Origin of the sequence: Streptomyces sp. BHT-5-2, assembly GCF_019774615.1 — a bacterium.
Taxonomy (GTDB): domain Bacteria; phylum Actinomycetota; class Actinomycetes; order Streptomycetales; family Streptomycetaceae; genus Streptomyces.
Genome location: NZ_CP081496.1, coordinates 4,897,166 through 4,910,278 on the forward strand (window position 1 = coordinate 4,897,166; position 13,113 = coordinate 4,910,278).

The 13,113-nt window shown below is 73.0% G+C and carries 14 protein-coding genes; 7 read left to right on the forward strand and 7 right to left on the reverse strand.

Annotated features, from left to right (window positions below; genetic code table 11):
• Nucleotides 1–62: 62 nt before the first annotated feature.
• Entirely contained in the window at nt 63–1,076 is a 1,014-nt protein-coding gene (locus tag K2224_RS21775) for a DMT family transporter (RefSeq protein ID WP_221908196.1), read from the forward strand.
• Between the two features lie 243 nt (nt 1,077–1,319).
• On the opposite strand, the gene K2224_RS21780 is transcribed toward K2224_RS21775, so the two are convergent.
• The gene (locus tag K2224_RS21780; RefSeq protein WP_221908197.1) at nt 1,320–2,657 is read right to left on the reverse strand and encodes an aminotransferase class I/II-fold pyridoxal phosphate-dependent enzyme; all 1,338 of its coding nucleotides are present in this window, start codon (nt 2,655–2,657) and stop codon (nt 1,320–1,322) included.
• Nucleotides 2,658–2,692: 35 nt separating this feature from the next.
• On the opposite strand from K2224_RS21780, the gene K2224_RS21785 reads away from it, so the two are divergent.
• The 3 genes from K2224_RS21785 (at nt 2,693) to K2224_RS21795 (ending at nt 4,887) form a co-directional block, all read left to right on the forward strand.
• Nucleotides 2,693–3,361 (forward strand): pyridoxamine 5'-phosphate oxidase family protein, encoded by a 669-nt coding sequence (locus tag K2224_RS21785; protein ID WP_221908198.1) that lies wholly within the window; start codon nt 2,693–2,695, stop codon nt 3,359–3,361.
• A 10-nt stretch (nt 3,362–3,371) separates the two neighbouring features.
• Complete coding sequence (locus tag K2224_RS21790) at nt 3,372–4,049, forward strand: FMN-binding negative transcriptional regulator (RefSeq protein WP_221908199.1); 678 nt, start codon at nt 3,372–3,374, stop codon at nt 4,047–4,049.
• A gap of 217 nt (nt 4,050–4,266) precedes the next feature.
• A complete protein-coding gene (locus K2224_RS21795; RefSeq protein ID WP_260692877.1) occupies nt 4,267–4,887 on the forward strand; it encodes a helix-turn-helix domain-containing protein in 621 nt (206 codons plus the stop codon).
• 57 nt (nt 4,888–4,944) lie between these two features.
• On the opposite strand, the gene K2224_RS21800 is transcribed toward K2224_RS21795, so the two are convergent.
• Nucleotides 4,945–5,586 carry a TetR/AcrR family transcriptional regulator gene (locus tag K2224_RS21800; protein WP_221908201.1) on the reverse strand — a complete coding sequence of 214 codons (642 nt, stop codon included), beginning with the start codon at nt 5,584–5,586 and terminating at the stop codon, nt 4,945–4,947.
• 179 nt (nt 5,587–5,765) lie between these two features.
• Between K2224_RS21800 and K2224_RS21805 the strand changes: the two genes are divergently transcribed.
• Nucleotides 5,766–6,500 (forward strand): hypothetical protein, encoded by a 735-nt coding sequence (locus K2224_RS21805; protein ID WP_221908202.1) that lies wholly within the window; start codon nt 5,766–5,768, stop codon nt 6,498–6,500.
• A 52-nt stretch (nt 6,501–6,552) separates the two neighbouring features.
• Here K2224_RS21805 and K2224_RS21810 read toward each other — a convergent pair whose 3' ends face one another.
• The 3 genes from K2224_RS21810 to K2224_RS21820 all read right to left on the reverse strand — a co-directional run bounded on the left by K2224_RS21810 (nt 6,553) and on the right by K2224_RS21820 (nt 9,488).
• A complete protein-coding gene (locus K2224_RS21810) occupies nt 6,553–7,518 on the reverse strand; it encodes a DMT family transporter (protein WP_221908203.1) in 966 nt (321 codons plus the stop codon).
• Nucleotides 7,519–7,724: 206 nt separating this feature from the next.
• Nucleotides 7,725–8,855, reverse strand: a complete 1,131-nt coding sequence (locus tag K2224_RS21815) for a DMT family transporter (RefSeq protein ID WP_221908204.1) — start codon at nt 8,853–8,855, stop codon at nt 7,725–7,727.
• A gap of 99 nt (nt 8,856–8,954) precedes the next feature.
• Nucleotides 8,955–9,488, reverse strand: coding sequence for a Clp protease N-terminal domain-containing protein (locus tag K2224_RS21820; protein ID WP_221908205.1), 534 nt, complete (start codon nt 9,486–9,488; stop codon nt 8,955–8,957).
• A gap of 405 nt (nt 9,489–9,893) precedes the next feature.
• On the opposite strand from K2224_RS21820, the gene K2224_RS21825 reads away from it, so the two are divergent.
• Nucleotides 9,894–10,322: an SRPBCC family protein gene (locus K2224_RS21825; protein ID WP_221908206.1), complete on the forward strand. Its 429-nt coding sequence runs from the start codon at nt 9,894–9,896 to the stop codon at nt 10,320–10,322.
• Between the two features lie 53 nt (nt 10,323–10,375).
• On the opposite strand, the gene K2224_RS21830 is transcribed toward K2224_RS21825, so the two are convergent.
• The gene (locus K2224_RS21830; protein ID WP_221909866.1) at nt 10,376–11,002 is read right to left on the reverse strand and encodes a PadR family transcriptional regulator; all 627 of its coding nucleotides are present in this window, start codon (nt 11,000–11,002) and stop codon (nt 10,376–10,378) included.
• 307 nt (nt 11,003–11,309) lie between these two features.
• On the opposite strand from K2224_RS21830, the gene K2224_RS21835 reads away from it, so the two are divergent.
• Entirely contained in the window at nt 11,310–12,131 is an 822-nt protein-coding gene (locus K2224_RS21835; RefSeq protein WP_221908207.1) for a PhzF family phenazine biosynthesis protein, read from the forward strand.
• 69 nt (nt 12,132–12,200) lie between these two features.
• Here the strand turns inward: K2224_RS21835 and K2224_RS21840 are convergent, their stop codons facing one another.
• Nucleotides 12,201–13,043 (reverse strand): CPBP family intramembrane glutamic endopeptidase, encoded by an 843-nt coding sequence (locus K2224_RS21840; protein ID WP_399019272.1) that lies wholly within the window; start codon nt 13,041–13,043, stop codon nt 12,201–12,203.
• Nucleotides 13,044–13,113: the final 70 nt, after the last annotated feature.

Genomic DNA, 13,113 nt, shown 5'->3' on the forward strand with positions numbered 1-13,113 from the left:
AGCGATACCTGCCATCAATTTTCGCTTGTGCTAAGAATTCCGATCCCGGCATCGTAGTCGCCATGAGCACGACCGACACACCCGCCTCAGCCGCCACAGCCGTCGCCTCCACCGACACCCCGGCGCCCGCCCCCACGCCGAAGCCCACTGGGATCACGGCCAACTCCCGCCCCACCCAGGACGCGCCCACACCACGGCGCGCCCTCGCCTGGCAGATCCGCTTCGGCGCCCTCAGCCTGGTGTGGGGATTCAGCTTCCTCTTCATGAAGGTGGGCACCGAGGGCTTCGCACCGCTTCAGGTCACGCTGGGCCGGGTGGCGTTCGGCGCACTGGTACTGCTGGCGTTCCTGGCGATCAAGCGCGAACGGCTCCCGCGCTCGGCCCGGACCTGGGGCCACCTCGCGGTCGCCGCGTTCCTCCTCAACGCGCTGCCGTTCTCCCTCTTCGCCTACTCCGAGCTGACCATTCCCTCCACCCTGGCCAGCATCTGCAACGCCACCTCGCCACTGTGGGGCATGGTGCTCTCGGTCGTGGCGCTCTCGGAGGACCGCCCCACCCGGCGTCGGGTCGCGGGGCTCGGCCTCGGATTCCTGGGCGTGCTCACCGTCCTCGGTGCCTGGCAAGGCTTCTCCGGCACCGACCTGACCGGCACCGCCATGGCCCTGGGCGCCTCGCTCAGCTACCCGATCGGTTGGATCTACGTCCGCCGCACCCTCGCGCGGGACCAGCACTCACACCTCGCCATGTCCAGCACGCAGCTCCTGCTCGCCACCGCCCAACTGGCCGTGGTCACCGCGCTGTTCACACCGGCGCCGACGTCGTTCCCGCTCGTCCCGCTGCTCGCCGTCTTCGCCCTCGGCGCGCTGGGCACCGGCATCGCCTTCCTCCTCCAGTACGGTCTGGTCTCGGAGGTCGGCCCCACCACGGCCCAGATGGTCACCTACTTCGTGCCCGTCATCGCCACCGCAGCCGGCGTGGCACTCCTCAACGAGCACCTCGCCTGGAACACCCCCGTGGGCGCCCTGATCATCCTGGCCGGCGCCGCCCTCACCCAGAGCAAGCCCCGCACCTCATAGCCGCCACCCCAACCCCAACGCACCCCGAACAAGCCCAAGTCCAAAGCAAACACCGGACACGAACACCAGGGCCCCGACATCGCTCGGCCCCCAATTCCCCGGGGGCCGACCAGCCCCGCCCCCGGCACCCCCACCGCCCCACCAGCGGTCACCCACCACGCCCCACCAAGCCGCCCCCTCCTCCACTCCCCTCTCCCCCCGGGGGGCTCCCCCCCCGCCCCCGCCCCCTCACCCACCCTCAGTTCACTCATACCTCCCCACCTCGCCCATCCCCGCCCCCAGCGCCGCCGCCACCGCCTCGGCCAGAGGGGCGATGTCGTCCGCGGCGAGGCCGGAGACGGTGATCCGGATGCCTTGGGGGGACTGCATACGGAACCGGGCGCCGGGGGCGACCGCCCAGCCGGAGTGCAGGATGCGGGCCACCGCCCCCGTCTCGTCCGGGACCGGTACCCAGACGTTCATCCCGCTGCGGCCCTGCGCCGGGACTCCGTGCTCCTGCAGGGCGTGTATCAGCGCGTCCCGTCGTTCGCCGTATGCGCCGGCGATCTCCTTGGCGTCGATCGCGTGGGTGCGCCAGAGGTGCACGACCGCGTGTTGGATGAGATGGCTGACCCAGCCGGGGCCGAGGCGCTGGCGTCCGCGGACCCGGTCGATGGTGATCGCGTCGCCGGTCAGTGCCGCGAGGCGCAGATCGGGCCCGTACGCCTTGGCCGTCGAGCGGACCAGTACCCAGTGGTCGGTGGCGCCGGAGAGCGGGTTCAGCGGGAGGTCGACTATGCCGTGACCGTGGTCGTCCTCGATGAGGAGCACTCCGCGGTGTCTGCCGAGGAGGGTGCGGAGTTCGGCGGCACGGGGGCCGCTGAGAGCGGCACCCGTGGGGTTCTGCGCACGGTCGGTGACAACGACCGCACGGGCTCCGCCGTTGAGCGCGGCCGCCATCCGCTCGGGGATCGGGCCGTCGTCGTCCACGCCGACGGGTACGGGGCGCAGCCCGAGGGCGGGGATGAGGTCGAGCAGGCTGCCCCAGCCCGGGTCTTCGACCGCCACCGCGTCGCCGGGACGCAGGTGTGCCGCGAGGACGCGCTCGATGGCGTCGAGCGACCCGCTGGCGACGGCGACGGGGCCCTCGGGCACTCCGTCCCGGGTGAAGTCCGCCCGGGCGAGCGCTTCGAGGTCGTCGTCGACGGCGGGCATGCCGTAGAGGACGGGGCGCTGTCTGTTGCGCGCGGCGGCTTCGGCCAGGGCTTCCTCCAGCGAGGGGAGCAGCGCCGGGTCGGGGTTGCCGTCCGCGACGTTCCGGACGCCGGGTGGTGCCACCGCCCTCAGTGCCTCGCGGGGCGTGCTGGCGGGTCTGGGACGGACGCGACTGCCGCGCCGGCCCGCCGTTTCGATCACTCCACGGTCGCGGAGGGTGCGGTACGCGGCCGCGACCGTATTGGGATTCACCTCCAGATAGACGGCCAACTCCCTTAGTGGGGGCAGGACTTCGCCCGGTTGGAGCTCGCCTGCACCGACGGCTCGCTCGACACTTGCGGCAATCTCCGATGCGCGCCGCCCTTCGATCCGATACTCTCCTAGCACAAAGCCGATTATGCACTAGTGCAATGGAGTTCGCAATGGCTGAGGAAAAGTCCTTCGCGGCGACGGATCGCACCCTCCCCACCCGCGCCCGGCAGCGGGCCCGGTACGACGAGGCGACGGTGCACGCGATCCTCGACGAGGGCTACGTTTGCCACCTCGGCTTCGTGCGCGACGGCGCCCCGGTCGTCCTGCCGACCCTCTACGGCCGGGTCGGCGACCGCCTCTACGTCCACGGTTCGACCGGCTCCCGCCCGCTGCGGATGGCCGGCGGGCAGAGCGCGGACCCCGGCCTCCCGGTCTGCGTCACGGTGACCCATGTCGACGGCCTGGTCCTCGCCAAGTCCGCGTTCCACCACTCCGTCAACTACCGCAGCGTCGTGGTCCACGGCACCGCCCACCAGGTCACGGATCAGGGCGAGAAGACGGCCGCCCTGGACGCCCTCGTCGATCATGTGCTGCCCGGCCGCGCCGCGGACTCCCGGCCCGCCAACGCCAAGGAACTGGCCGCCACCGCCGTCCTCCGCCTCGACCTGCGCGAGGTCTCCGCGAAGATCCGCACCGGCGGTCCCAACGACGAGCCGGAGGACCTGGCCCTCCCCCACTGGACGGGCGTCCTCCCCGTCTCCCCCGTGTTCGGCACCCCCATACCGGCCGACGACCTCGCCCCCGGCATTCCGGCCCCCGCCTACCTCTCCGCTCGCTGAGGAGCGCCCGATGCTCATCCATCCCTGGGACGCGCCCACCGACGACGCCGAATGGCAGGAGTGGCTGGCCGCCCACGACTTCGGGCAGTTGGCCGCCAACGGCTCCGCCGGCGAACCGCCGTGGGTGCAGCCGCTCCACTTCGCCTACGACCCCGCCCGCCGCGAGGCCCTCACCCACCTCGCCCGCCCCAACCCCATCTGGCCCGCCCTGCTCGACCGCCCGACGGTCCTGCTGAGCGTGGTCGACGACTACACCTTCATCCCCGGCCCCTGGCAGGCCGAGGTGGACCAACCCCCCGAGCACGGCGTGCCCACCAGCTTCTATGCCGCGGCCCAGCTCGTCTGCACCGCGCATGTGCTGGACGATCCCGACACCAAGGCCGAGTTGCTGCAACGCCAGGTGACGCACTTCCAGCCGGACGGCGGTTCGGCCCCTGTCGTCGCCGGCCAGGCCCCGTACGGGCGGCAGCTGTCCGGGATCCGCGGGTTGCGCCTCGAAGTGCACGAGGTGCGCGCCAAGTTCAAGTACGGCGGCAAGCGGAGCGAGACCGTCCAGCACCGCATATCGGAACGCCTCGCCGACCGGGACGGTCCCGGCGATGCCGCCGCACGCCGCCACCAGCAGCGCCGCCTCGCGACCGCCCGCGGCCCGGCCCCGTCCACGAGCCGCCCGAGCGAGCGAGGGTAGGGGTCGGGGAACCGCGGCCGGGAGGCCCGTGGCGCACCCGGCGCCCGGGCTCCGAACGCCCCGGCGCCGAACGACCGGGCGCCGGACGATCGGCCGTCGAGGATCGGGCATCGGGCTCGGGCTTCGGACGTCGCACACCGGGCGTCCGGTGCCACAGCGTCCCTCGTCGTCGAATCACGGCAATCCGTATTGCCGATTCCGGGAACGGCGCGGTGCAATGGGCGATGTGGAATCCTCATCTGCCATCTCCCAGGCCCTCGCCGAGGTCGGCCCGCGTCTGAAGCGGTTGCGGACGGAGCGTGGCGTCACGTTGTCGGCGCTCGCCGAGGCGACCGGGATCTCCAAGAGCACCCTGTCACGGCTGGAGTCCGGTCAGCGCCGGCCGAGTCTGGAACTGCTGCTCCCCATCGCGCAGGCGCATCAGGTCCCGCTGGACGAGCTGGTCGGCGCGCCGGAGGTCGGTGATCCGCGGGTGCGGTTGAAGCCGCAGGTCATACACGGTTCCACGGTGCTTCCACTGACCCGTCACCCGGGGCCCTTGCAGACGTTCAAAATGGTCATTCCGGCCACGAAGTGCACGCCGGACCCGTGCACCCACGAGGGGTACGAGTGGTTGTATGTGCTGGCGGGGCGGTTGCGGCTGGTGTTGGCCGACCATGATCTGGTCATGGGGGCGGGCGAGGCCGCGGAGTTCGACACGCGGCTGCCGCACTGGTTCGGCAGCACCGGCGACGGCCCGGTGGAAGTCCTCAGCCTCTTCGGACGCCAGGGTGAACGCATGCATGTGCGTGCCAAGCCCCGGTCCCGTGCCGCCGGCGCCGGCACCGAGGAGCACTGAGCACCTGCCGGCACCCGCCCGTCGACCCCCACCGGGCCCGCGGCACCCGTACACCCGTCACTCCCCGGCGGGGGCGGCGTCAGCGAGCGGTGGCGCCTGGAGGAAGCGCTGGAGGATGAGGCGCAGCAGCGGCAGTTGCTCGGCGGGTTCGAACGACGGGTCGCCGGCCGCGCCCGTGTAGAGGGAGGCGACGAGGGCCAGGACCCAGGACGCGGTGGCGTGCGGGTCCAGTGTGGAGTCGATCTGGCCGGCGGCCGCCGCCTTGGTGAGCAGGGCGGTGACGGCCGCGTGTTCCCGGGCGTTATCCCGGCCCAGGAGGGCGTCGAGTTCGGGGTCGCGGTGCGCCTGGACGACGGCCTCCATGACCAGCGGCGGAGCCACCGGGTCCATGGCGTCGGCGGTGAGCAGGTCCACGACCTCCAGCAGCGCTGCCCAGGGATCGTCGCCGGCCTGGGCCCGGGCGAGTCGCTCGGCCTTGCCCTCGCCCGCCTCCCCTCCCTCGTCGTCCTCGAAGATCGCATGGAAGATCGCCCGCTTGTTGGGGAAGTAGTGGAAGAGGTTGCCGGAACTCATGCCGGCGGCCTTGCAGATCTCGGCCGTGGTGGTGCGCTCGAAGCCTTTGGTGGCGAAGAGTTGGGCGGCGGTGTGCATGATGTGCCGGCGTCGGGCCCGGTGCTTCGCCGGGTCGATCGTCCTCATGTCGCTGCTGCCTTCCTGCCCGTGACCCTTGCGTCCGTTCGCCTCGCCGGGCCGCTTCGGTGTCGCCACCGTGGCCGGCGCCCAACGGGCCCGGTGGCCAATAATAGACCGCGTACTCGGTTTATCATTGTGGTCGACCCACACGGCCCGGACCGCATGCACACAGGGGGATCCGTCACATGGACGCCGAGAAACCACAGTCCGCTTCGGGGCCCACCGGGCCGGAGCCGGGCCGGCCGACCGGCCCCACCGTCCTGGCCGACTCGCCGGCGCTGGTGGTCACCGTCTGCGTGGCGTTCACGGCGCTCGGCGCCGGCGTCGGCTGGCTGGTGCGACTGCTCGCGAAGTGGCTGGTGACACTGGACCACGCGCCCTGGCAGGGCCCGGCCCGGCTGCTCACCTCGATTCCGGAACCCTGGCTGACGGTCGGCCTGTTGACCGTGGGTGGGGCGTTGGGACTGGCAGCGGCGCTCTACGGGCAGTACGAGGAGCTGGCCGTCCGCGTCGCCGACGACGAGGTGGTCCTCACCCGGCGGGCGAAGCCCCGGGCGTTCCCGCGCGAGCGGGTCGACGTGGCGTTCCGGGACGGCAAACAGCTGGTCCTCCTCGGCCCGGACACCGCCGAACTCGCCCGGGAGGGCTGCACCGTGAGCGCCCGCGACCTCGCCGAGGCGTTCCGCGCGCACGGCTACCACTGGGCGGACCGCGATCCGCACGAGGACGAGTTCCGGCGCTGGGTCCCGGACACCCCGGACCTGCCGGTCGGGGCCAACGCCCTGTTCACCGCCCGCGAACGGGCCCTGGGCAAGTCCAATACGGCCGAGGAGGCCCGGGAGTTGCGGGACGAACTGGCCCGGCTGGGCATCGTCGTCCGGGACAAGGACAAGCGGCAGTTCTGGCGGCTGGTCCCGTAGGAGCACCGTCTCGTAGGAGCGTCGCCGCCCCGTGGGACCAGCCGCCGGCCGGCTATCCGGCTCGGCCGCGGTCGATGGTGCGGGCCTCGGTCACCGCCAGCGCCGCGACGGCCGTGAGCAGCACCGCCGTACCGGCCGCGGTCGCCGTGCTGAGCCGTTCACCGAGGAACAGCACCGCGATGGCCGCCGCCGACACCGGTTCGATCAGGGAGATCACGGAGGCGGTCGCGGCCCGTACGACGGCCAGTCCGGCGAAGTAGAGGCCGTAGGCGAGCGCGGTCGGGATGGCGGCGATGTACCCGAGCAACAGCAGGCTGCGGCCCAGGTCGTTCAGGTGCGGCCAGAGGCCCTCGGCCGCGGCGAACGGCAGCAGGCACAGCGCGCCGACCGCGAACGCGCCGAGGGTCGAGGCGTAGGGGTCGCTGCCGCCGCCCCGGCCGAAGCGGCGGGTGGTCAGGGTCATCACGGCGCACGCGGCGGCGGCGAGCAGGGCGTAGCCGACGCCGGCCGGGCGGACGGTGGCGGTGCCCTCGCCGCCGAGGACGAGGACGAGCAGTCCGGTCAGTGCCCCGGCGACGGCCAGGATGCCGCCGGCGCCGAGTCGTTCGCCCATGGTGAGGCGGGCGCCGACGGCGATGAGGACGGGGCCGGCGCCCATCGTGACGACGGTGCCGACGGCCAGACCGGTGACTTCGACGGAGGCGAAGTAGGCGGCCTGGAAGACGGCGAGGGCGAGGCCGATGACCGCGGCCCGCGCCACGCGGCGGCGCAGCGGCTCGGCGGGGGCGGCGGCGGTGTCGGCCGTGCCGGTGGTGCGCGGACGGCGCGCGGCCCGTACGGCGAGCAGGAGCAGCAGGCCGCCGAAGGTGCGCCAGAAGGTGAGGGCGAGGGGGCCGAGTCCACTGCCCTGGTAGAGGAGGGCGGCGGCCGCGCCGGCGGTACCCCAGGCGGTCGCGGCGAGGGAGACGTAGACGAGGCCCCGGCCCACGGGCAGGGCGGAGTGGGGTGTGCTGTGCATGGGAGGTGTGCTCCGGGAAATCCAGGACGGCGCGGGGCGCCGTGACATGGTCGCGTGGTCCCGTGTGCGGGCAGCGTCGACCGGCGCGGGACTCCGCCCGGGCCGGTATTTCCTCGGAGGCCGCCGCCCGCCTTACGCGGCGGGAGGGGGCAGCACGGTCGAATGCATGATCGCCAGCTTATGCCGTGGGTGCGCCGGCCGCCACATCATTGTCGAGGGGCGCCGTGCGGCCGTCGTTCCGCGTCGAGTTCCGGGTCCCGGAGGGCGTCCGCGGCGGGTGCTCCGCCGGCGGCCACGGTGACGGTGCCGGGCTCTGCCGGTCGGCTCCGCGGTTTGGCGGTCTGAGCGATGAACGCGCCGGTCAGGACCACCGCGCCGCCGGCGATCTGGGGTGTGGAGAGGTGTTCGCCGAGCAGCACCCAGGCGAGCACGGTGGCGATCACCGCCTCCAGGCAGGCGACGACGCCGGCGACCTGCGGGGAGAGGCGCCGGATCGACACCACGCCGGTGAGGTAGGCGGCCACCGTGGCGACCAGCACGATCCAGGCGAGGAGCAGCACGGCGGGGATGCGGATGCCGTTCATGTCGGCGGTGCCGGCCAGGACGGACCAGTGCATCGTCCAGGGGCGGGCGACGAGGGTGAGGACGACCGCGCCGGTCAGCAGGCCGTAGGCGATCACGCCCACGGGGTCCGGGGCGGTGTCGCCCTCGGCGTCGCCACCGTGGTCGGCGAGGACGAAGTAGCCGACCTGGCAGCAGGCCGCGCCCAGTGCGAGGGCCAGGCCCAGGGCGTCGAAGCTGAGGCCGGACCAGATCTCGACGACGCAGGCCAGTCCGCCGACGGCCAGGACGACGCCGACGGCGGCGGCCCGGGTGACGGGCCGTTTCTGGACGAAGCGCACCCAGCCGAGGAGGAGGGCGGGGGCGAGGTACTCGATGAGCAGCGCCACGCCGACCGGGATGCGGGAGAGTGCGGCGAAGTAGCAGGCTTGCACACCGGCGACGGCCAGCAGCCCGAAGCCGGCGAGCAGTGCGGGCCGGCGGCGGGGCAGTTCGCGGTGGCGCCAGGCGACGGGGAGCATGATCAACGCGGCGCCGGTGACGCGTAGCCAGGTGACGTGCAGCGGTTCGAGGCCGGCGGCTATCAGGGGTTTGGCGGCGACCCCCGAGCCGCCGAAGGCGAGCGCGGAGAGCAGGGCGATGCCGAGCCCGGCGCCGCGTCCGGTGCCGCGGGCGGAGTGCGGATCGAGGACGGCCGGCCGCTGGGTCGCGCCGGGCCCGGTTCCCTGGGCCGGGCCGGTCGTGCGACCTGCCGGGCTCCCCGATGAGGCGTGCATCGGGTCATCATGGCAGCCACGGTCAGGAGCGTCATCTCCCGAAATCCCTGTCTCGACTGGCGATACGCGGCCGGGTGGGCGCGGTGTGCGGCGTCCCGGTCAGTCCGGCACGGGGCGCGGGTCGCCGTCGAGGCGGGCGGCGACCCGGGCGGTGTCGACGGAGGCGCGGCGCAGGACTTCCACCGCCCGGGATTCGGGGTCGTCGACGAGTGCGGCGAGGAGGTCGAGGCAGTCGGCGCGGGTGGCGTAGCGGGCGTGGGCGCGGTCGAGGGCGCCGTCCATGGCGGCGGCCGCGGCGGGCGACCAGCCGGGGGCGCCGCCCTCGGCGACCATCGGGACGGCGCCGGAGTCCTCGACGGTGCCGTGCCACTGGAGGCCGTAGCCGATGCTGCGCTGGACGAGATAGCCGAGGAGCCGGGCGACCTGGTGGCCGCCGTCGAAGACCTCGCGGACCGCGGGGTCCCATTCCAGGAGTCCGTGGAGCAGGTGGGCGGTGTCGACCTGCCGGTCGCCGTCGCGGGTGGCCCGCCTGCGGGCAGCGGAAACCACCGAAGCGAGCTCCACGGTGAGCTGGCCGTCGGGGTCTTCCTGGGCGGAGCGGCCCCCGCCGCTGTACGCAGTACGGTTTTGCACAGCCCAACCCCACCAGTCCTGGAAGGCGGGAGCATCCCCGGCGGGAAGCATTTGCGCATCCCACCCTGGTTGGGGAAGCCCGCACACGGTCTCATCCTTACGGAGGATATGCGGAGAGATCATGGAGGCCGGGCATCTCGTCGCAAACAGGTGCACTCCCGTTCGACCGCCCCATACACCCATGCCTCGTAGGGCGACCGCCGAAGCCGTCGGCGCCGCCGGCCGGTCGCGTCCGCCCCTCCGGATCCGCAGTCGTCCCGCCCCGCTCACACCCCCTCCCCCGGCCCCCGGAACCGACCCCCTGACACCCCATCAGCAACGCCCCGTCAGCGCCCTTGCGCCTTCGCGTCCGCACCGCTACGTTCCGCGCACCAGCCAGGACACCGTCACCGAAGGGGTGCTCGCATGGCCGATGTCACCGCCCAGATCCGGATCGACGCACCGGCCGAGAAAATCTGGGCCCGGCTCACCGACTTCGACTCCTACGGGCAGTGGAACGCCACCCACACCGGCTTCCCACGCGGCGGCCCGCAGCCCCTCCAGGTGGGCGCGGCCTACGAGGAGACCATGAAGCTGATGGGCTTCCCGGCAGAGGTGACCTGGACCGTGCAGGAGCTGGAGCCCGGTCGGCTGCTCGCCGTCAAGGGCAAGGGTCCGATGGGCGTCAACCTCGGCATGCGCTATCAGCTGGCACCCGACGGCGAGGCGACCGCGGTCCGGATCGACGGAACCTTCACCGGCGCCGCGGTCTCCCTGATGGCGGCCAAGCTGAAGGACTCGGCGCGCGCCGCGCTGGACGACTCCCTGCGCAGGCTCGCCGGCCTGGTGGCCTGAGCCGCCGGCCGGGGCGGCCGCGCACTGTCGCACCGCCACCCCGGCCCGCCGCGTCAGTCCTCCTCGGCGAGGATCAGATACAGCTCCTTACGGGCCTTGTTGACCACCGCCATGGCCTTCTCCCGCTGCTCAGGGCTGCCGGTGGCCCACACCTGACGGAACGCCTCGACCAGGCCGCCGCCCGCCTTGCGTATCTCGTTCATGGCCTCCCAGTCGACGCCGCGGCCGGCGTCCTCCCAGGGGGCGTCGGAGCCGCTGTCGGCCTCCTCGCGCCCGGCGCCGGTCAGCGAGAAGAGCTTCTTGCCGCCTTCGCTGGCGCTGGTGATCAGCCCCTCGTCCTCCAGGAGTTGGAGGGTGGGGTAGACCGAGCCCGGGCTGGGCTTCCACGCCCCGCCGCTGCGCTCGGCGATCTCCTGGATCATCTCGTAACCGTGCATCGGGCGGTCCTTGAGCAGCGCCAGTATCGACGCGCGCACATCGCCGCGCCGGGCCCGGCCACGCGGCCCGCCCCGCCCCCGGCCGCCCCCGAAGGGCGGGCCTCCGAAGGGCGGTCCGAATCCGCCGAAGGCGGCCCGGCGCCGCTCGAAGCCGCCGCCGAACTCCCCGCGGCCGCCGTGGCGCCCGGGGCCGAACTGCTCACGGCCGCGCTCGGATCCGTACTCAAATCCGTGGGAACGCATGGCGTCCTCCCTCTCGTCGTCGGTGCTCACGCACACTGCTATCGCTCGCCATCGTTGACCGATCGCGATGCTTCAACGATATATCGGGAGCGCTCGGCGAGCAAGGGCCTTCTCGCGACCGCTTCGGCGCCTCCGCCGCCCAGCCCGGATCGCGATCCGCTTCAACCGGCCTACGCCCCACCGCACTTGGCGAGCAGCGCCGCGGCGGCACACAAGCAAGCGGACTGTCCGACCCGCACTTCCACAGGTCCAATTTCCCGGGATTGGCCTTGGCGAGTGGCCTTGTGGCCCGCCTAGGCTCCCGGCCATGAGGATCCGCATCGTCGACGCCTTCACCGAGCGCCCGTTCGCCGGCAACCCCGCCGGAGTCGTACTGCTGGACTCCGACGCGTTCCCCGAGGACGCCTGGCTCCAGCACGTCGCCACCGAGGTCAATCTCTCCGAAACCGCCTTCGCGCACCCGCTCCCGCCGGGTGGCGACGCCGACTGGGCGCTGCGCTGGCTCACCCCGGCCGCCGAGGTGAACTTGTGCGGGCACGCCACCCTGGCCACCGCGCACGTGCTGCACACCACGGGGACGGCCACCGGTACCGTCCGCTTCCGCACCCGCAGCGGCGTCCTGATCACCACGGCCGGCGCGGACGGCTCGATCACCATGGACTTCCCCACCTCCCCGCTGACCCCCGTGGAGGTGCCGGACACCGTCGCCCGGGCACTCGGCGCCGAGATCCGCTCCTGCCACGACACCGGGCCCGACATCGGCGACCTGCTGGTCGAGCTGGCCGACGAGAAGTCCGTACGCGACCTGACGCCCGACATCGCCCTGCTGGCCGGATACCGCTCGCGGGGCGTGATCGTCACCGCCGCCGCCGAAGACCCCGACGGCGCCCACGACTTCGTCTCCCGCGGCTTCTTCCCCTCCGTGGGCATCGACGAGGACCCGGTCACCGGGAGCGCGCACACCGCACTCGCCCCCTTCTGGTCGGCGCGCCTGGGCCGCGACACCCTGATCGGCCTCCAGGGCGGAGCGCGGACCGGCCTCGTACGGACCGCGCTGCGCGGCGACCGCACGCTGCTGTCCGGCTCCGCGGTGACCGTCATCGACGGCGAGCTGCTCGCCACCCCCTGACGGCGCCCGGACGCGGTGCGGGGCGGGGGCCCTCAGGCCACCCGCCCCGCACCGTCCTCACCGCGTCGGTCACATCGTGGGCAGCCAGGACACCCGCCCCGCGAGCACGGCGTACCCCAGGAACGCCACGATGTCGATCAGTGCGTGCGCGGCGACCAGGGGGCCCACCCGGCCCCAGCGTCGGTACACCAGGGCGAAGACCACGCCCATCACCATGTTGCCGAAGAAGCCGCCGACGCCCTGGTAGAGGTGGTACGAGCCGCGCAGCACCGAACTGGCCGCCAGCGCGGCCCACGGTGACCACCCCAACTGTCCCAGCCGACGCAGCAGATACCCGACGACGATGACCTCCTCCAGGACCGCGTTCTGCACCGCGGAGGCGATCAGCACCGGGATCTTCCACCACACGTCGGGCAGCGCCTCGGGCACCACCGTCAGATTGAACCCGGCCGCCCGCGCGCCCAGGTAGAGCAGCAGTCCGCTGCCCCCGATGGCGGCCGCCAGCCCGGTGCCCAACCCGAGGTCGAAGCCGGGCCGTCGCCGGTCGAAGCCGATCGCGCGCAGCCCGTCGGCGCGTTCCCGCAGCAGCAGATGGGCCACCAGCACGACCGGCACCAACGCGGTCGCGATCCCGAACAGCTGCCAGGCGAGATCCAGCCACGGCCGGCCGGGGGCGTGCGAGGCGTTGAGCGTCGCCGCCTGGTGCTCCAGGCCACCGGGTCTCGTCAGCGACCCGACGAAGCTGATCAGTGCGGAGACCGCGCTGGCCCCCAGGGAGAGCGCCAGGACGATCAGCGTCTCGTTCCGCAGCACGCCGCGGGAGGGCTCGCCGGCCGCCTCGGCGAGCCGCCCCGAGCCGTTCCCCGCGCCCGGAACGTCCGCGTTCCCCAAGGGACTTGTTTCCGACTGCAAAAGGTTCCTCCTCTTCCGCAATACCGCCTCTGCACCGCCACCACCCCGCTAGGGTCTCGAAAGCAGGTAC